The following is an 18,228-nucleotide window of genomic DNA, read 5'->3' on the forward strand; positions in this document are numbered from 1 at the left end:
GAAAACAAGGATAAACATGATGAGATCGTTCAAGCGTATTGCACTGTTGTGTGGCATGGGTGTTCTGCTGGCACCGGCGGCCTGGGCCGAGAACTGGCAAGTGGCCAAGGACGAGGAGGGGATCAAGGTATCCCTCAGTGAGGTGGCGGGCTCCAAGTACAAGGCTTACCAGGGTGTTACCTTGATCAAGGCGCCGCTGGCCAAGGTGCAGGCTCTGCAGGAAGACGTGGCCGGTGCCTGTGCCTGGATTCACGAATGCAAGTCGCAGAAGCTGCTCAAGCACGAGGGTGACCAAAGCTGGACCTACACCCAGTTCAATACGCCTTGGCCGGTGACTCCGCGGGATTCCGTGCTGCATATCACCACGGTAAAGGGGGCTGATGGCAGCCTGACTCGTAACCTGGTCGAAGAGCCGACGTATGTTCCGGAAGAGAAGGGCTTTGTGCGGGTGGCAAAGGTCGAGGGTTTCTGGAAGCTGGTGCCCAAAGGCGACAGCACCGAAGTGACCTACCAGGTGCACACCGAGCCGGGTGGCAGCGTGCCGGCGATGGTGGCCAACAAGTTCGTGGTGGACGCGCCGTTCAATACCCTGAAAGGGCTGCGTGAGCGGGCTGAGAAAAACTGACGGTCTTGCGTCGTCTTTCCTGGTCTCCTCGCGGCAAGCCCACGAAGAGTCCAGCACGGAAAAGGTAATAAAAAAGGCTGCCCGAGGGCAGCCTTTTCGCGTTCGGCCATGAAAGCTTACTTGCGGTCCTTCAGGGCAACGATGTCGCGCTTCTGCTCGCCGGTGTACAGCTGGCGCGGGCGGCCGATCTTGTACGGGCTGGAGAGCATTTCTTTCCAGTGCGAGATCCAGCCCACGGTACGTGCCAGGGCGAAGATCACGGTGAACATGCTGGTCGGAATGCCGATCGCCTTGAGGATGATCCCCGAGTAGAAGTCGACGTTCGGGTACAGCGAGCGCTCGATGAAGTACGGATCGGTCAGGGCGATCTCTTCCAGGCGCATGGCCAGTTCCAGCTGCGGGTCGTTCTTGATGCCCAGCTCGCGCAGGACTTCGTCGCAGGTCTGCTTCATCACGGTGGCGCGCGGGTCGCGGTTCTTGTACACGCGGTGACCGAAGCCCATCAGCTTGAACGGGTCGTTCTTGTCCTTGGCCTTGGCGATGAACTTGTCGATGTTCGAGACATCGCCGATTTCATCGAGCATGGTCAGTACGGCTTCGTTCGCACCGCCGTGGGCCGGGCCCCACAGTGCGGCGATACCGGCGGCGATACAGGCGAACGGGTTGGCACCCGACGAGCCGGCCAGACGAACGGTGGAGGTGGAGGCGTTCTGCTCGTGGTCGGCGTGGAGGATGAAGATCCGGTCCATTGCCTTGGCCAGCACCGGGCTGATCGGTTTGATCTCGCACGGGGTGTTGAACATCATGTGCAGGAAGTTTTCCGCGTACGACAGGTCGTTGCGCGGGTACATCATCGGCTGGCCCATGGAGTACTTGTAAACCATCGCGGCCAGGGTCGGCATCTTGGCGACCAGGCGCACCGCGGAGATTTCGCGGTGTTGCGGGTTATTGATATCCAGGGAGTCGTGATAGAACGCCGACAGGGCGCCGACTACGCCGCACATCACCGCCATTGGGTGAGCGTCGCGACGGAAGCCGTTGAAGAAGGACTTCAGCTGCTCGTGAACCATCGTGTGGTTCTTCACGGTGCTGACGAACTGGGCCTTCTGCTCGGCATTCGGCAGTTCGCCGTTGAGCAGCAGGTAGCAGGTTTCGAGGTAGTCGGACTGCTCGGCGAGTTGCTCGATGGGGTAGCCGCGGTGCAGCAGGATCCCTTTGTCGCCGTCAATGTAGGTGATCTTCGACTCGCACGAGGCAGTCGCCATGAAACCAGGGTCGAAGGTGAAGTGACCAGTGGCCCCTAACCCGCGGACGTCGATTACATCAGGACCAACGGTGCCGGTTAAAATGGGCAGCTCGACGGGGGCAGCGCCCTCGATGACCAACTGCGCTTTTTTGTCAGCCATGTGGCCTCCTATTAATGCTTGAAATCATCAGACAGACCCCCCACGCAGGGCCCGCACCACTATAGAGGGATAAATTCAGATGTCAATTTGCCTAAAGGCTTGTTGAATCAGGCATTCAAGCCTGATTTTTCCCGAAATTCTCGCCCATTTACGCCTTTTGTTCGTTAAAGGCAATGCGCTATTTGGGCTACCCCGTCACGTTGTCATAAGCAGCCTAACTGTCTATACTCGGCACCCGACCGCCAGGGGCTTGCAAGCCCGAACTGCTGGGGGTCGCCGTTCCCTGGGTGGTGGGTACCTGACCAGTACACTTACCAACAACTTTGCCCTGATTCGCTAGGGGCTCTTCAGTGTGAAAAAAGCCGTGAAAAGCCAACGACCTGTAAACCTAGACCTAAGGACCATCAAGCTCCCTGTCACTGCGTACACGTCCATCCTGCACCGTATCTCCGGCGTCATCCTGTTCATCGGCCTTGCCATCATGCTTTATGCACTGGGCAAGTCGCTGGGTTCCGAGGAAGGCTTCGGCGAAGTGAAGGCGTGTCTGACCAGCCCGCTGGCCAAGTTCGTGACCTGGGGCCTGCTGTCCGCCCTGCTTTATCACCTCGTGGCAGGTGTTCGTCACCTGATCATGGACATGGGTATCGGTGAGACGCTGGAAGGCGGCAAGCTGGGCTCGAAAATCGTGATCGTCATCTCCGTGGTGCTGATCGTTCTGGTGGGAGTTTGGGTATGGTAACCAATGTCACGAACCTGTCGCGTTCGGGCCTCTATGACTGGATGGCGCAGCGCGTTTCTGCGGTCGTTCTCGCGGCTTACTTCATCTTCCTGATCGGCTACGTGGTCGCCCACCCAGGCATCGACTACACCCAGTGGCATGGTCTGTTCTCCAACAACGCGATGCGAATCTTCAGCTTGCTGGCCCTCGTTGCCCTGGGCGCCCACGCCTGGGTCGGCATGTGGACCATTGCAACCGACTACCTGACGCCTATGTCGTTCGGCAAGTCGGCAACTGCGATTCGTTTCCTGTTCCAGGCGGTATGCGGCGTTGCGATGTTCGCTTACTTCGTCTGGGGTGTGCAGATTCTCTGGGGTATCTGATCCATGGCTAGCATTCCAACCATTTCCTTCGACGCCATCATCATCGGTGGTGGCGGCGCCGGCATGCGCGCTGCGCTGCAACTGGCTCAAGGCGGCCACAAGACTGCCGTAGTCACCAAGGTCTTCCCGACCCGTTCGCACACCGTATCCGCCCAGGGCGGCATCACCTGCGCCATCGCTTCGGCCGACCCGAACGACGACTGGCGCTGGCACATGTACGATACCGTCAAGGGCTCCGACTATATCGGTGACCAGGACGCTATCGAATACATGTGTCAGGAAGGCCCGGCTGCGGTCTTCGAGCTGGACCACATGGGTCTGCCGTTCTCGCGTACCGAAACCGGTCGTATCTACCAGCGCCCGTTCGGCGGCCAGTCCAAGGACTTCGGCAAGGGTGGCCAGGCTGCCCGTACCTGTGCCGCTTCCGACCGTACCGGTCACGCGCTGCTGCACACCCTGTACCAGGGTAACCTGAAAGCTGGCACCACCTTCCTCAACGAATACTATGCAGTTGACCTGGTGAAGAACCAGGACGGCGCATTCGTGGGTGTGATCGCCATCTGCATCGAAACCGGCGAAACCCTGTACATCAAGTCCAAGGCCACCGTGCTGGCCACTGGCGGTGCAGGCCGTATCTACGCGTCCACCACCAACGCCCTGATCAATACCGGTGACGGTATCGGCATGGCCCTGCGTGCAGGCGTGCCGGTGCAGGACATCGAGATGTGGCAGTTCCACCCGACCGGCATCGCCGGCGCCGGTGTACTGGTCACCGAAGGTTGCCGCGGTGAAGGTGGTTACCTGATCAACGCCCACGGCGAGCGCTTCATGGAGCGTTACGCGCCGAACGCGAAAGACCTGGCCGGCCGCGACGTGGTTGCCCGTTCCATGGTCAAGGAAATCATCGCCGGCAACGGCGTGGGCCCGAACAAGGACCACGTACTGCTGAAACTGGACCACCTGGGCGAGGAAGTGCTGCACAGCCGCCTGCCAGGTATCTGCGAACTGTCCAAGACCTTCGCCCACGTCGACCCTGTGGTCGCGCCGGTACCAGTGGTTCCGACCTGCCACTACATGATGGGCGGCGTTGCCACCAACATTCACGGCCAGGCCATCACCATGGACGCCGAAGGCAAAGACCACATCATCCCGGGCCTGTTCGCCGTAGGTGAAGTGGCGTGCGTATCGGTTCACGGTGCCAACCGCCTGGGCGGCAACTCGCTGCTCGACCTGGTGGTATTCGGCCGTGCTGCCGGCCTGCACCTGGAAAAGGCGTTGACCGAAGGCGTGGAATACCGCGACGCCAGCGACACCGACGTCGATGTTGCCCTGAACCGCCTGAACAAGCTCAACGAGCGTACCAGCGGTGAAGACGTTGCCAGCCTGAAGCGTGAGCTGCAGAGCTGCATGCAGAACTACTTCGGTGTATTCCGTACTGGCGAATACATGCAGAAGGGTATCGAGCAGCTGGCCGGTCTGCGTGACCGTATCGCCAACGTCAAGATCAACGACAAGTCCCAGGCCTTCAACACCGCGCGTATCGAAGCGCTGGAGCTGCAGAACCTGCTGGAAGTCGCCGAAGCTACCGCCATCGCGGCCGAAGCCCGTAAAGAGTCCCGCGGCGCTCACGCCCGTGAAGACTTCGAAGACCGTGACGACGAAAACTGGCTGTGCCACACCCTGTACTACCCGGGTGAGAAGCGCGTTGCCAAGCGCGGCGTCAACTTTGCGCCGAAGACTGTTCCAGCCTTCGAACCAAAAGTCCGGACTTACTAAGGGTGGCTGCTATGTTGAAAGTCGAAGTTTATCGTTACAACCCAGACACCGACTCGGCGCCAAAAATGGAGTCGTTCGACGTCGATACCGGCGGTAAAGACCTGATGGTGCTGGATGTATTGGCACTGATCAAGGAAAAGGACGAGGGTTTCTCGTACCGTCGCTCCTGCCGTGAAGGCGTTTGCGGCTCCGACGGCATGAACATGAACGGCAAGAACGGCCTGGCCTGCATCACCCCGCTGTCGGGTGTGGTCAAGGGCAACAAGCTTGTTCTGCGCCCGCTGCCAGGCCTGCCGGTCATTCGTGACCTCGTGGTCGACATGAGCATCTTCTACAAGCAGTACGAGAAGGTGAAGCCGTTCCTGCAGAACGATACCCCGGCCCCGGCCATCGAGCGCCTGCAGTCGCCAGAAGACCGCGACAAGCTGGACGGTCTGTACGAGTGCATCCTGTGCGCTTGCTGCTCCACGTCCTGCCCGTCGTTCTGGTGGAACCCAGACAAGTTCCTGGGCCCTGCTGCGCTGCTGCAGGCCTACCGCTTCCTGGCCGACAGCCGCGACACCAAGACCCAGGAGCGCCTGGCGTCCCTGGATGACCCGTTCAGCGTATTCCGCTGCCGCGGGATCATGAACTGCGTAAACGTTTGCCCGAAAGGTCTGAACCCGACCAAGGCAATCGGTCACGTACGTAACATGCTGCTGCAAAGCGGCACCTGATTCAAAGCGTTGTACCTGCAGTATGCCGAGGTGCGGGTGGTGAGCCCGCACTGAGGTAAAACCCGAACAAGGGCCCACAAAGCCCGCGTTCATTACCTATGAAGATATGAGACCAGCAGGGGCTTTCCGGGCTGGTACCCGGAAAATCAGCAGGATCCAGGTGGCGTGGTTCAGTCGCTGTTTTCGGACTTTTCCAGGTTTGCTGTGGCTCTCGCCGATCAGTCCCCTAATCGAGGGTGACCAAGCATGCAAGAAAGCGTGATGCAGCGCATGTGGGATAGCGCCCACCTTTCAGGTGGTAACGCTGCATATGTGGAAGAGCTCTACGAGCTCTACCTGCACGACCCTAACGCTGTGCCAGAAGAGTGGCGCACTTACTTCCAGAAGTTGCCAGCCGACGGCAGCACCGCTACTGATGTATCGCACTCGACAATCCGCGACCATTTCGTACTGCTGGCAAAGAACCAGCGCCGCGCCCAACCGGTGTCCGCCGGGAGCGTGAGCAGTGAACACGAGAAGAAGCAGGTTGAAGTTCTGCGACTGATCCAGGCCTATCGTATGCGCGGCCATCAGGCTGCCAAGCTCGACCCGTTGGGGTTGTGGCAGCGCCCTGCGCCCGTAGACCTGTCGATCAATCACTACGGCTTGACCAATGCCGATCTTGATACGACCTTCCGTGCCGGCGACCTGTTCATCGGCAAAGAGGAGGCGAGCCTACGCGACATCTTCGATGCACTCCAGAAGACATATTGTCGCACCATTGGCGCCGAATTCACCCACATCGTCGATTCCGAGCAGCGCAGCTGGTTCCAGCAGCGCCTGGAAAGCGTGCGCGGCCGTCCGGAGTTTTCCGCTGACGTGCAGGCTCACTTGCTCGAGCGCGTCACTGCCGGTGAAGGCCTGGAGAAATACCTGGGCACCAAGTACCCAGGCACCAAGCGCTTCGGCCTTGAAGGTGGCGAGAGCCTGATCCCGATGCTGGACGAAATGATCCAGCGTTCCGGCTCCTACGGCACCAAGGAAGTCGTCATCGGCATGGCCCACCGTGGCCGTCTGAACGTGCTGGTGAACACCTTCGGCAAGAACCCGCGCGAGCTGTTCGACGAGTTCGAAGGCAAGAAGATGAACGAGCTGGGCTCCGGTGACGTGAAGTATCACCAGGGCTTCTCCTCGAACGTGATGACCACCGGTGGCGAAGTGCACCTGGCCATGGCGTTCAACCCGTCCCACCTGGAAATCGTCTCGCCAGTGGTCGAGGGTTCGGTGCGCGCCCGTCAGGACCGCCGCAACGACACCGTCGGCGACAAGGTGCTGCCGATCTCGATCCACGGCGACGCAGCATTCGCCGGCCAGGGCGTGGTCATGGAAACCTTCCAGATGTCGCAGACCCGCGGTTTCAAGACCGGCGGCACCGTGCACATCGTGATCAACAACCAGGTTGGTTTCACCATCAGCAACCCGCTGGACGCGCGCTCTACCGAGTACGCCACCGACGTGGCCAAGATGATCCAGGCGCCGATCCTGCACGTGAACGGCGATGACCCGGAAGCCGTGTTGTTCGTCACCCAGTTGGCCATCGATTACCGCATGCAGTTCAAGCGTGACGTGGTCATCGACCTGGTCTGCTACCGCCGTCGCGGCCACAACGAGGCCGACGAGCCGAATGGCACCCAGCCGCTGATGTACCAGCAGATCGCCAAGCAGCGCACCACCCGTGAGCTGTATGCCGATGCACTGATCCAGGCAGGCCGTATCGACGCCGAGCGCGCCCAGGCCAAGATCGACGAGTACCGCAACGCGCTGGACAACGGCCTGCACGTGGTGAAAAGCCTGGTCAAGGAGCCGAACCGCGAGCTGTTCGTCGACTGGCGTCCATACCTGGGCCATGCCTGGACCGCGCGTCACGACACCCGTTTCGACCTCAAGACCCTGCAAGACCTGTCGGCCAAGCTGCTCGAGCTGCCGGAAGGTTTCGTGGTCCAGCGTCAGGTGTCGAAGATCTACGAAGACCGTCAGAAGATGCAGGCCGGTGGCTTGCCGATCAACTGGGGTTATGCAGAGACCATGGCCTACGCCACCCTGCAGTTCGAAGGTCACCCGATCCGCATGACCGGCCAGGACATCGGCCGTGGCACCTTCTCGCACCGTCACGCGGTGCTGCACAACCAGAAGGACGCCAGCACCTACATCCCGCTGCAGAACCTGTTCCCGGGCCAGCCCCGTTTCGACCTGTACGATTCGTTCCTGTCCGAGGAAGCGGTACTGGCCTTCGAATACGGCTACTCCACCACCACGCCGAACGCGCTGGTGATCTGGGAAGCCCAGTTCGGCGACTTCGCCAACGGCGCACAAGTGGTGATCGACCAGTTCATCACCAGCGGCGAGCACAAGTGGGGCCGTCTGTGCGGTCTGACCATGCTGCTGCCACACGGCTATGAAGGTCAGGGCCCGGAGCACTCCTCCGCGCGTCTGGAGCGTTACCTGCAGCTGTGCGCCGAGCACAACATCCAGGTGTGCGTACCGACTACCCCGGCACAGATCTACCACCTGCTGCGTCGCCAGGTCATCCGTCCGCTGCGCAAGCCGCTGATCGTCCTGACACCGAAGTCGCTGCTGCGCCACAAGCTGGCCGTTTCGACCCTGGAGGACCTTGCAGAAGGCTCGTTCCAGACCGTGATCCCGGAAATCGACAGCCTCGATCCGGCCAAAGTCGAGCGCCTGGTCCTGTGCGGCGGCAAGGTCTACTACGACCTGCTGGAAAAACGCCGTGCCGAAGGCCGCGAAGACATTGCCATCGTGCGTATCGAGCAGCTGTATCCGTTCCCGGAGGACGACCTGGTCGAAATCCTCGCGCCTTACACCAACCTCAAGCATGCAGTGTGGTGTCAGGAAGAACCGATGAACCAGGGCGCCTGGTACAGCAGCCAGCACCACATGCGCCGTATCCTGGGCCGCCACAACAAGGCACTGGTCCTGGAATACGCCGGCCGCGACGCTTCCGCCGCGCCAGCCTGTGGTTACGCTTCGAAGCACGCCGAACAGCAGGAAAAACTGCTGCAAGACGCCTTCACTGTCTAACGCCTTCGCGCACCTGAAACCGAATTTAAGGAAACACAGATAATGGCTATCGAGATCAAAGCCCCAACCTTCCCGGAATCGGTTGCCGATGGCACCGTTGCCACTTGGCACAAGAAGCCGGGCGAAGCCGTCAAGCGTGACGAGCTGATCGTCGACATCGAGACCGACAAGGTGGTGCTGGAAGTACTGGCCACCGCGGACGGCGTGCTGGGCGACATCGTCAAGGGCGAGGGCGATACCGTCCTGTCCGACGAATTGCTGGGTTCGATCGTTGAAGGCGGTGCTGCTGCCGCGCCAGCCGCTGCCGCCGCACCTGCTGCTGCTCCGGCCGCGGCTGCTGCCGACGCAGGCGAAGACGACCCGATCGCTGCCCCGGCTGCACGCAAGCTGGCCGAAGAGAACGGCATCGACCTGGCTACCGTTGCCGGTACCGGTAAAGGCGGTCGCGTCACCAAGGAAGACGTGGTTGCTGCTGTTGCCAACAAGAAGTCCGCACCTGCCGCTGCACCGGCTGCCAAGCCTGCTGCCGCTGCTGCCGCACCGGTCGTGCTTGCCGCTGGCGATCGCACCGAGAAGCGTGTGCCGATGACTCGTCTGCGCGCCAAGATCGCCGAGCGTCTGGTCGAAGCTCAGTCGAACATGGCCATGCTGACCACCTTCAACGAAGTGGACATGACCGAAGTCATGGCCCTGCGCTCGAAGTACAAGGACCTGTTCGAGAAGACCCACAACGGCGTACGCCTGGGCTTCATGTCGTTCTTCGTCAAGGCCGCCACCGAAGCCCTGAAGCGCTTCCCGGCTGTCAACGCCTCGATCGACGGCAACGACATCGTCTACCACGGCTTCGCCGACGTGGGTGTTGCGGTTTCCAGCGACCGTGGCCTGGTGGTACCGGTACTGCGCAACGCCGAGTCGATGAGCCTGGCTGAAATCGAGAACGGCATCGCCACCTTCGGCAAGAAAGCCCGTGACGGCAAACTGTCGATCGAAGAAATGACCGGCGGCACGTTCACCATCACCAACGGCGGTACATTCGGTTCGATGATGTCGACCCCGATCGTCAACCCGCCGCAGGCCGCGATCCTTGGCATGCACAACATCATCCAGCGTCCGATGGCCGTTAACGGCCAGGTGGTGATTCGCCCGATGATGTACCTGGCGCTGTCCTACGATCACCGCCTGATCGATGGCAAGGAAGCGGTAACCTTCCTGGTCACCATCAAGAACCTGCTGGAAGATCCGTCTCGCCTGCTGCTGGACATCTAACCCTCTGGCTGCGTACCGTGCCGGGCCTGGCTTCGCAGGAAGCCATGCCGCGCGGTTCGCGGCTTGTAGCTTGTAGCTGATAAGGAATCTTTTATGACCCAGAAATTCGACGTAGTGGTAATCGGTGCAGGCCCAGGCGGCTATGTGGCTGCCATCAAGGCCGCACAACTTGGTCTGAAGACTGCCTGTATCGAGAAGTACACCGACGCCGAGGGCAAGCTGGCCCTGGGCGGCACCTGCCTGAACGTAGGTTGCATTCCTTCCAAGGCGCTGCTGGACAGCTCCTGGAAATACAAGGAAGCCAAAGAGAGCTTCAACGTCCACGGTATCTCCACTGGCGAAGTGAAGATGGACGTGGCCGCGATGGTTGGCCGCAAGGCTGGCATCGTCAAGAACCTGACCGGTGGCGTTGCCACCCTGTTCAAGGCCAACGGCGTTACTTCGATCCAGGGCCACGGCAAGCTGCTGGCTGGCAAGAAAGTCGAAGTCACCAAGGCTGACGGCACCACCGAAGTCATCGAAGCCGAGAACGTGATCCTGGCTTCCGGCTCGCGCCCGATCGACATCCCGCCGGCTCCGGTCGACCAGAATGTCATCGTCGACTCCACTGGCGCCCTGGAATTCCAGGCCGTACCAAAGCGTCTGGGCGTTATCGGTGCTGGCGTGATCGGCCTGGAGCTGGGCTCGGTATGGGCTCGCCTGGGTGCTGAAGTGACCGTCCTGGAAGCCCTGGACACCTTCCTGATGGCGGCCGACACTGCCGTGTCGAAAGAAGCCCAGAAGACCCTGACCAAGCAAGGCCTGGACATCAAGCTGGGCGCTCGCGTCACTGGCTCGAAAGTCAACGGCAACGAAGTCGAAGTCACCTACACCAACGCCGAAGGCGAGCAGAAGATCACCTTCGACAAGCTGATCGTTGCGGTCGGCCGTCGCCCGGTGACCACCGACCTGCTGGCTGCCGACAGCGGCGTGACCATCGACGAGCGTGGCTACATCTTCGTCGACGATCACTGCGCCACCAGCGTACCGGGCGTATACGCCATCGGTGACGTGGTGCGTGGCATGATGCTGGCCCACAAGGCCTCGGAAGAGGGCATCATGGTGGTTGAGCGCATCAAGGGTCACAAGGCCCAGATGAACTACGATCTGATCCCTTCGGTCATCTACACCCACCCGGAAATCGCGTGGGTCGGCAAGACCGAACAGTCCTTGAAGGCTGAGGGTGTTGAGGTTAACGTAGGCACCTTCCCGTTCGCGGCCAGCGGCCGTGCGATGGCAGCCAACGACACCGGCGGTTTCGTCAAGGTCATCGCCGATGCCAAGACCGACCGCGTCCTGGGTGTACACGTGATTGGCCCATCGGCTGCCGAACTGGTGCAGCAGGGTGCAATCGCAATGGAATTCGGCACCAGTGCCGAGGACCTGGGCATGATGGTCTTCAGCCATCCAACCCTGTCCGAAGCGTTGCATGAAGCAGCGCTGGCAGTGAATGGCGGCGCCATTCACGTGGCCAACCGTAAGAAGCGTTAATCATAAGAAACCACGGCGGGCAGCCCGTCGTGAGTCTTGCGTGCATGACTCACCGCGGAACGTCCGCCGGACCGGATCACATGGGATAACCCGGGGTCAACGGTCACAGGTGGTGCGGCGCCAGTGATGGCGCAGCGCCGAAGCGCAGTACCTAACGAAGACGGTAAAAAGCATGAATCTTCACGAGTATCAGGGTAAGCAGCTGTTCGCTGAATACGGCCTGCCAGTTTCCAAGGGTTTCGCAGTCGATACCCCTGAGCAAGCTGCAGAAGCCTGCGACAAGATCGGCGGGAACGAGTGGGTTGTAAAAGCCCAGGTTCACGCAGGTGGTCGCGGCAAGGCGGGCGGCGTCAAGCTGGTTCGCAGCAAAGAAGACGCCAAGGCGTTCGCTGCACAGTGGTTGGGCAAGAATCTGGTTACCTACCAGACTGATGCCAACGGTCAACCCGTCTCCAAGATTCTGGTCGAATCCTGCACTGACATCGCCAAAGAGCTGTACCTGGGCGCTGTAGTCGATCGTTCGAGCCGCCGTATCGTGTTCATGGCTTCCACCGAAGGTGGCGTGGACATCGAGAAAGTCGCTCACGAAACGCCTGAGAAAATCCTCAAGGCCACCATCGACCCACTGGTCGGCGCTCAGCCGTTCCAGGGTCGCGAGCTGGCGTTCCAGCTGGGCCTGGAAGGCAAGCAAGTTCAACAGTTCGCCAAGATCTTCGTTGGCCTGGCCAAGCTGTTCAAGGATCACGACCTGGCACTGCTGGAAGTGAACCCGCTGGTGATCAAGGCCGATGGCGACCTGCACTGCCTCGATGCCAAGATCAACATCGACGCCAACGCCATGTACCGTCAGCCTAAGCTGAAGACCTTCCACGACCCGTCGCAGGACGACGCCCGTGAAGCCCACGCTGCCAAGTTCGAACTGAACTACGTTGCCCTTGAAGGCAACATCGGCTGCATGGTCAACGGTGCCGGCCTGGCCATGGGTACCATGGACATCGTCAACCTGCACGGCGGCAAGCCAGCCAACTTCCTCGACGTTGGCGGTGGTGCTACCAAAGAGCGCGTTACCGAAGCGTTCAAGATCATTCTGTCCGACAGCAATGTTGCGGCCGTTCTGGTCAACATCTTCGGCGGCATCGTTCGTTGCGACATGATTGCCGAAGGCATCATCGGTGCAGTGAAAGAAGTCGGCGTTAAAGTTCCGGTCGTCGTTCGCCTCGAAGGCAACAACGCCGAACTGGGCGCTAAAGTACTGGCAGAAAGCGGTTTGAACATCATTGCGGCAACCAGCCTGACCGACGCTGCTCAACAAGTTGTCAAAGCTGCGGAGGGCAAGTAATGAGCGTCCTGATCAATAAAGACACCAAAGTCATCTGCCAGGGCTTCACCGGCTCGCAGGGTACTTTCCACTCCGAACAGGCCATCGCCTACGGCACCAAGATGGTCGGCGGCGTAACGCCAGGCAAGGGTGGCACCACCCATCTGGGCCTGCCGGTGTTCAACACCGTGAAGGAAGCCGTGGAAGCTACCGGCGCTGACGCTTCGGTCATCTACGTACCGGCCCCGTTCTGCAAGGACTCGATCCTGGAAGCGGCCTTCGGCGGCATCAAGCTGATCGTCTGCATCACCGAAGGCATTCCTACCCTGGACATGCTGGATGCCAAGGTCAAGTGCGACGAGCTGGGCGTTACCCTGATCGGCCCTAACTGCCCAGGTGTCATCACCCCGGGCGAGTGCAAGATCGGCATCATGCCTGGCCACATCCACCTGCCAGGCAAGGTCGGTATCGTTTCGCGTTCCGGCACCCTGACCTATGAAGCGGTCAAGCAGACCACCGACGCCGGCTTCGGCCAGTCGACCTGCGTCGGCATCGGCGGTGACCCGATCCCAGGCTCCAACTTCATCGACATCCTGAAGCTGTTCCAGGAAGACCCGAAGACCGAAGCGATCGTGATGATCGGTGAGATCGGCGGTTCGGCTGAAGAAGAAGCCGCGGCCTACATCAAGGCCCACGTCACCAAGCCTGTCGTTTCCTACATCGCTGGTGTTACCGCACCTGCGGGCAAGCGCATGGGCCACGCTGGCGCCATCATCTCCGGTGGCAAGGGTACTGCGGACGAGAAGTTCGCCGCCCTGCAGGACGCTGGTGTGAAAACCGTGCGTTCGCTGGCTGACATCGGCAAGGCCCTGGCCGAGCTGACTGGCTGGGAAGCCAAGAAGTAATACTGCTACACCCCCCACGCGCACAAAGGCCACCTTCGGGTGGCCTTTGTCGTTTGTGGGGTTTCTGTAGGTCGGTGCTGGCGATAGGGATTCTTCGATAGGCTTGATAGGAATTTTCACGCAGACGAATGTTTCAATCCGAGGATAATTCCCCCTGTCATCGGTCGCACAGACGACAAACATGTACGCACATCGGACAAGCAGCACTGTGCCAGTGCGTTTGACTGACAAAACAGTTACATTACGCGCTCACTCTGTGCCCGTACCCCAAAAGGGAACGACACGCTAAACGGGTCTGGCCTATCAAGCCGGGCAGCATTTCCCCTCATCCAAAGGGAAATCCCCTCTCGAATCCCGATTTCAGCAGTGTGGTACTACCTTAAATGAAAGTTCTCAAAGGCCAGGATATCCTGGCGCTTGGCTTTATGACGTTTGCGCTTTTTGTGGGTGCAGGCAATATCATCTTCCCGCCTATCGTCGGTCTGCAGTCTGGCCCGCATGTATGGATGGCGGCACTGGGCTTCCTGGTGACTGCCGTCGGCCTGCCGGTCATCACCGTGGTCGCCCTGGCCAAGGTCGGTGGTGGCATGGACGCCCTGAGCAGCCCGATCGGCAAGTTCTTCGGTGGCTTGCTGGCGGCCGTGTGCTACCTGTCGGTAGGCCCGCTGTTCGCTACCCCGCGTACCGCGACCGTGTCGTTCGAAGTGGGTGTTGCGCCGCTGACCGGTGAGAGCCCGCTGGCGCTGTTCATCTATAGCCTGGTGTATTTCGCCGTGGTACTGGCGGTGTCCATGTACCCGGGCAAGCTGCTCGATACCGTCGGCCGCTTCCTGGCGCCGTTGAAGATCATCGCCCTGGCCGTGCTGGGCATCGCTGCCTTCGCGCTGCCAGCCGGAACCATTGGTGACGCACAGCCGGCCTATGCCGCCGCAGCATTCTCCAAGGGCTTCTCCGACGGCTACCTGACCATGGATACCCTGGGTGCCCTGGTATTCGGTATTGTCATCGTCAACGCCATCCGCTCGCGCGGTGTGGAGTCGCCGAAGCTGATCACCCGTTACGCCATCATCGCTGGCCTGATCGCCGGTGTCGGCCTGGCGCTGGTATACATCAGCCTGTTCCGCCTGGGTGCCACCAGCCACGATATCGCCGCTGATGCCACCAACGGTGCCGCGGTGCTGCATGCCTACGTACAGCACACCTTCGGCTCGCTGGGCAGCGGCTTCCTCGCCGTGCTGATCGCGCTGGCCTGCCTGGTGACTGCGGTTGGCCTGACCTGCGCCTGCGCCGAGTACTTCAGCCAGATCCTGCCGCTGTCGTACCGCGCGCTGGTGGTGATCCTTGCCGGTTTCTCGCTGCTGATCTCCAACCTGGGCCTGACCAAGCTGATCATGTTCTCGATCCCGGTGCTCACCGCCATCTACCCACCGTGCATCGTGGTGGTCGGCTTGAGCTTCGTGAAGGACCTGTGGAACTCGCCAACCCGTATCCTGGCGCCGGTGATGCTGGTGTCGCTGCTGTTCGGCATGGTCGACGCGATCAAGGGCAGCAGCCTTGCCCATGTGTTGCCAGACTTCATGGCGCACCTGCCATTGAGCGATGCCGGCATGGCCTGGCTGGTGCCTTCGGTGGTGACCCTGGCGGGCGCCGTGGCCTGCGACCGCATGCTCGGCAAGCCGCGCGAGGCGCTGGCCTGACCTGGTACGTCGAAGCCTGAGGGCGGCACCGGCCACAAGCCGAAGGGTGCGCGCCAAGGGTGGAAACTGGAAAGCCCCGTATCCGAAAGGATGCGGGGCTTTTTGCTTGCTGGCAGCGGGCTTTTCGCAGCAGGCGAGGTTTTTTCAGTGTGCAGGTGTGCCTTTTGCCGCTTGCCAGCGTCGAAATCCGGTCCCTATCCTTGAGGCACATAGCCCTTTCGGTAACCCTGCATGAACTTCATTCAGACCAACCTCACCAACCTGCTAGCCCTCGCCTGGTTCGCCCTGTGCTGGGGGGGTTATACCCGCTATGCCATCTGGAAGGGGCGTGACACTGCGTGCCTGGCCAGCGTACTGCACCTGTACCGCGAAGACTGGATGCGCCGCATGCTGCTGCGCGACAACCGCATTGCCGATGCCAGTGTGATCGGCAACCTGGAGCGCAACGCCTCGTTCTTTGCCTCCAGCACGCTGATCATTCTCGCCGGCATTCTCACCGTGCTTGGCGCCTCCGACCGGGCGCTGTCGCTGCTGGCCGATCTGCCACTGGTGCAGCAGGCCTCGCAGGGCATGTCGGAGATGAAGCTGCTGTGCCTGGCCATGGTCTTCGTCTATGCGTTCTTCACCTTTAGCTGGTGCATGCGGCAGTACAACTTTGCTGCTGTACTGGTGGGGTCGGCGCCGATGATTGGTGAACGGCTGGTCAATGAGCTGGAGCGCAAGGCATTCGCCTCACGTGCCGCGCGGGTACTGTCACTGGCGGCGAACCAGTTCAACCTGGGCTTGCGCTCGTATTACTTTGGCATGGCCTTGCTCACCTGGTTCATCAGCCCCTGGCTGTTCATGGTGGTGAGCGTGGGCGTGGTGTTGATTCTGTACCGCCGTGAGTTCCATTCCGATGTACTGGAAGTCATGGTCTTCACGCCCACTGAAAGTGCCCCCACGGACGCGGGCAAAGAAAGCGCTGCTGGCAGCGCTTGAGTGGAGCAGCAGGCGCCACGTTCCCTAGCGGCTGTCAGCCTGCGCCTGCAGCCAGGCTACCGTCGCCGGCGAGGCCTGGCTGAGGGGGATCGAAGCCTGGTGCACGCTGCCATCCCAGCCCTCCATGGTGATCCACAGTTCAGCGTTGGGTTGGGTCCTTGCAGGGACCGGGACGGAAGCCCCCATGCTGTACGGTGAACCAAAGAAGATGCTCCCGGCCGCGCGCAGGCTGCGTGGCTTGCCCACCCGCAGGTAGGTGGCCTTCACCTCGCCTATACAGTGGCTGCACAACGCCGCACTGAAGCTCTTGAAGTACCCGGCCGGGCCTTCCTGGCGCGGCGCCGCAGCGCGGAACTCGGCCAGGCGCAGGCTCCATGGGCCCACTGCGACCACGCCCGCCTCACGTTCACCCAGCCCGGCTTCACCTTTGAACAACGCCTGGTCAGCAAAATATCTGGGCATGAAACCCAGGGGCACGAGTATCAGCAGAATGTTCAGGTGAAAGCGCCATTTCAACCACCAGCGGCGTGCGGCAGAAGGTGCTTCGGCTTGGGTGGCATGGCTCATGGCGTGGTCTCCTTCAGGTGCGCGGCGGGGGTCGCGGTGCTCGCTCGGGCGGCACGCGGCTTGCGTTTCAGTGCCGCAGCGGTGGCCTGGGCGGTGCGTTTGCTCCAGATCAGCAGCCCGCTGAGCACCATCAAGGTCAGCACCAGGCCAAAAAAGAACCAGATCATCTTGACCCAGAGCCCGCCAAAATCGCCTGTGTGCAGCGGGCGCATGGATTCGGTGACGAACTCCAGCGAAGTGCGATCATCCAGGGTGTGCGAGGTGGCGACCACGCCGGTATAGGGGTTGATGCTCGCGCTCTGGTACATCAGCGGGTACCAGCCGCGGCCGCGGATGTTGAAGGTGTCGTAGGCATTGCCGGGCAGGCGCACGAAGTACGCCTCGAAGCCGGGGATCTGCGCCGCTACCGTTTCGATGGCATGCTCCAGGCTGACCAGCCTGGGCGCCTCGCCAGGTTGTAGCAGCGGTACGTCCTCGCGGGCGACCACGGCGGGTACGTCGCGGCTTGAAATGGAGATGTGGTTGTCGGCCAGCAAGGCCTGGATCAGGAACCAGGTGCCGGTGATCGCGATCACGGCAATGAACCAGATCGACCAGATACCGCTCAGCCGATGGAAGTCACCCCAGAAGATGCGCGCACCCTGGTGCAAGCGCAGGGTAGGTTTGAGAAAGCCTTTCCAGAAGCGCTTGTAGACAACCAGGCCGGTGACCAGCGAGGCGAGCATCGGCAAGCCCAGCAGCGAGACCAGGTACCACCCCCACGGGTAGCCGTTGCCGAAAGGCACCAGCCACCAGCCATGCAGGGCGCGGGTGAACTGGCGGAAGTCGAAGGACGGGCTGATGCCCTGGATCTTGCCTGTATAGGGGTTCACGTAGAGGTTCTGGGTGGTGTTGTCCGGTTGCACCACCTGCACCTGCAGCGCGAAGTGCGACTCGTCCGGGCGCATGATGTATTGCACATCCAGATCGGGGCGGGCTTCACGCAGGGCCTTGAGCACCTGGTCGTAAGTCAGCAGTGGCGCATCATCGCTCGGCTTCGCCGCGCGTATCTCCGGTTTGGCCAGCCATACCAGTTCCTGGCTGACCACTGCCAGGGTGCCGGTGAAGCAGACGATCAGCACGAAGAACCAGATGGGCAGGGCCAGCCAACTGTGAACCAGGAACCAGAGTTTCGAGCGTGACTTCTTGGACATAGGGGCCGGTGCCTTGTGGTTTGGGTGGCTTGCGCGTCGATCCCTCGCGGTATGAGGAAATTCCCGCCG

Annotated in this window: 15 protein-coding genes; 12 read left to right on the forward strand and 3 right to left on the reverse strand. The window is 61.0% G+C overall.

Features of this window, described 5'->3' with window-relative positions; all coding sequences use genetic code 11:
- The first annotated feature begins 19 nt into the window (after positions 1 to 19).
- Entirely contained in the window at positions 20 to 625 is a 606-nt protein-coding gene (locus tag DMX11_RS17530; RefSeq protein WP_110745652.1) for an START domain-containing protein, read from the forward strand.
- Positions 626 to 741: 116 nt separating this feature from the next.
- Here the strand turns inward: DMX11_RS17530 and gltA are convergent, their stop codons facing one another.
- A complete protein-coding gene (gltA, locus tag DMX11_RS17535) occupies positions 742 to 2,031 on the reverse strand; it encodes a citrate synthase (protein ID WP_003254218.1) in 1,290 nt (429 codons plus the stop codon).
- Between the two features lie 352 nt (positions 2,032 to 2,383).
- On the opposite strand from gltA, the gene sdhC reads away from it, so the two are divergent.
- The 11 genes from sdhC to DMX11_RS17590 all read left to right on the forward strand — a co-directional run bounded on the left by sdhC (position 2,384) and on the right by DMX11_RS17590 (position 16,399).
- Positions 2,384 to 2,770 (forward strand): succinate dehydrogenase, cytochrome b556 subunit, encoded by a 387-nt coding sequence (gene sdhC / locus DMX11_RS17540; RefSeq protein ID WP_008091902.1) that lies wholly within the window; start codon positions 2,384 to 2,386, stop codon positions 2,768 to 2,770.
- Entirely contained in the window at positions 2,764 to 3,132 is a 369-nt protein-coding gene (sdhD, locus tag DMX11_RS17545) for a succinate dehydrogenase, hydrophobic membrane anchor protein (RefSeq protein WP_008091903.1), read from the forward strand. The genes sdhC and sdhD overlap by 7 nt, the downstream gene beginning before the upstream one ends.
- 3 nt (positions 3,133 to 3,135) lie before the next feature.
- Positions 3,136 to 4,908 carry a succinate dehydrogenase flavoprotein subunit gene (gene sdhA, locus DMX11_RS17550; protein WP_110745653.1) on the forward strand — a complete coding sequence of 591 codons (1,773 nt, stop codon included), beginning with the start codon at positions 3,136 to 3,138 and terminating at the stop codon, positions 4,906 to 4,908.
- A gap of 11 nt (positions 4,909 to 4,919) precedes the next feature.
- Positions 4,920 to 5,624 carry a succinate dehydrogenase iron-sulfur subunit gene (locus DMX11_RS17555; protein ID WP_012315348.1) on the forward strand — a complete coding sequence of 235 codons (705 nt, stop codon included), beginning with the start codon at positions 4,920 to 4,922 and terminating at the stop codon, positions 5,622 to 5,624.
- A 246-nt stretch (positions 5,625 to 5,870) separates the two neighbouring features.
- Positions 5,871 to 8,702 (forward strand): 2-oxoglutarate dehydrogenase E1 component, encoded by a 2,832-nt coding sequence (locus tag DMX11_RS17560; RefSeq protein ID WP_110745654.1) that lies wholly within the window; start codon positions 5,871 to 5,873, stop codon positions 8,700 to 8,702.
- Between the two features lie 42 nt (positions 8,703 to 8,744).
- Positions 8,745 to 9,968 (forward strand): 2-oxoglutarate dehydrogenase complex dihydrolipoyllysine-residue succinyltransferase, encoded by a 1,224-nt coding sequence (odhB, locus tag DMX11_RS17565; protein ID WP_110745655.1) that lies wholly within the window; start codon positions 8,745 to 8,747, stop codon positions 9,966 to 9,968.
- Positions 9,969 to 10,061: 93 nt separating this feature from the next.
- Positions 10,062 to 11,498, forward strand: coding sequence for a dihydrolipoyl dehydrogenase (lpdA, locus tag DMX11_RS17570; protein WP_110745656.1), 1,437 nt, complete (start codon positions 10,062 to 10,064; stop codon positions 11,496 to 11,498).
- A 172-nt stretch (positions 11,499 to 11,670) separates the two neighbouring features.
- Positions 11,671 to 12,837, forward strand: coding sequence for an ADP-forming succinate--CoA ligase subunit beta (sucC, locus tag DMX11_RS17575; RefSeq protein ID WP_003254205.1), 1,167 nt, complete (start codon positions 11,671 to 11,673; stop codon positions 12,835 to 12,837).
- A complete protein-coding gene (sucD, locus tag DMX11_RS17580) occupies positions 12,837 to 13,721 on the forward strand; it encodes a succinate--CoA ligase subunit alpha (protein WP_003254203.1) in 885 nt (294 codons plus the stop codon). The genes sucC and sucD overlap by 1 nt, the downstream gene beginning before the upstream one ends.
- 383 nt (positions 13,722 to 14,104) lie before the next feature.
- Positions 14,105 to 15,418, forward strand: a complete 1,314-nt coding sequence (gene brnQ, locus DMX11_RS17585) for a branched-chain amino acid transport system II carrier protein (RefSeq protein ID WP_021784851.1) — start codon at positions 14,105 to 14,107, stop codon at positions 15,416 to 15,418.
- A 231-nt stretch (positions 15,419 to 15,649) separates the two neighbouring features.
- Complete coding sequence (locus tag DMX11_RS17590; protein WP_110745657.1) at positions 15,650 to 16,399, forward strand: DUF599 domain-containing protein; 750 nt, start codon at positions 15,650 to 15,652, stop codon at positions 16,397 to 16,399.
- A gap of 24 nt (positions 16,400 to 16,423) precedes the next feature.
- On the opposite strand, the gene DMX11_RS17595 is transcribed toward DMX11_RS17590, so the two are convergent.
- Entirely contained in the window at positions 16,424 to 16,966 is a 543-nt protein-coding gene (locus DMX11_RS17595) for a thiamine pyrophosphate-binding protein (protein ID WP_110745658.1), read from the reverse strand.
- Positions 16,963 to 18,159 (reverse strand): PepSY domain-containing protein, encoded by a 1,197-nt coding sequence (locus DMX11_RS17600; RefSeq protein WP_110745659.1) that lies wholly within the window; start codon positions 18,157 to 18,159, stop codon positions 16,963 to 16,965. The genes DMX11_RS17595 and DMX11_RS17600 overlap by 4 nt, the downstream gene beginning before the upstream one ends.
- Positions 18,160 to 18,228: the final 69 nt, after the last annotated feature.

This window comes from Pseudomonas sp. LB-090624 (assembly GCF_003205205.1).
In the GTDB taxonomy this organism is placed as follows: domain Bacteria; phylum Pseudomonadota; class Gammaproteobacteria; order Pseudomonadales; family Pseudomonadaceae; genus Aquipseudomonas.

Excerpts from the sequence above, each read along its gene's own strand:
- DMX11_RS17530 (WP_110745652.1), top strand. The coding sequence starts at position 20 with ATGAGATCGTTCAAGCGTATTGCACTGTTGTGTGGCATGGGTGTTCTG.
- gltA (WP_003254218.1), bottom strand. The coding sequence starts at position 2,031 with ATGGCTGACAAAAAAGCGCAGTTGGTCATCGAGGGCGCTGCCCCCGTC.
- sdhD (WP_008091903.1), top strand. The coding sequence starts at position 2,764 with ATGGTAACCAATGTCACGAACCTGTCGCGTTCGGGCCTCTATGACTGG.
- sdhA (WP_110745653.1), top strand. The coding sequence starts at position 3,136 with ATGGCTAGCATTCCAACCATTTCCTTCGACGCCATCATCATCGGTGGT.
- DMX11_RS17555 (WP_012315348.1), top strand. The coding sequence starts at position 4,920 with ATGTTGAAAGTCGAAGTTTATCGTTACAACCCAGACACCGACTCGGCG.
- DMX11_RS17560 (WP_110745654.1), top strand. The coding sequence starts at position 5,871 with ATGCAAGAAAGCGTGATGCAGCGCATGTGGGATAGCGCCCACCTTTCA.
- odhB (WP_110745655.1), top strand. The coding sequence starts at position 8,745 with ATGGCTATCGAGATCAAAGCCCCAACCTTCCCGGAATCGGTTGCCGAT.
- lpdA (WP_110745656.1), top strand. The coding sequence starts at position 10,062 with ATGACCCAGAAATTCGACGTAGTGGTAATCGGTGCAGGCCCAGGCGGC.
- sucC (WP_003254205.1), top strand. The coding sequence starts at position 11,671 with ATGAATCTTCACGAGTATCAGGGTAAGCAGCTGTTCGCTGAATACGGC.
- sucD (WP_003254203.1), top strand. The coding sequence starts at position 12,837 with ATGAGCGTCCTGATCAATAAAGACACCAAAGTCATCTGCCAGGGCTTC.
- brnQ (WP_021784851.1), top strand. The coding sequence starts at position 14,105 with ATGAAAGTTCTCAAAGGCCAGGATATCCTGGCGCTTGGCTTTATGACG.
- DMX11_RS17590 (WP_110745657.1), top strand. The coding sequence starts at position 15,650 with ATGAACTTCATTCAGACCAACCTCACCAACCTGCTAGCCCTCGCCTGG.
- DMX11_RS17595 (WP_110745658.1), bottom strand. The coding sequence starts at position 16,966 with ATGAGCCATGCCACCCAAGCCGAAGCACCTTCTGCCGCACGCCGCTGG.
- DMX11_RS17600 (WP_110745659.1), bottom strand. The coding sequence starts at position 18,159 with ATGTCCAAGAAGTCACGCTCGAAACTCTGGTTCCTGGTTCACAGTTGG.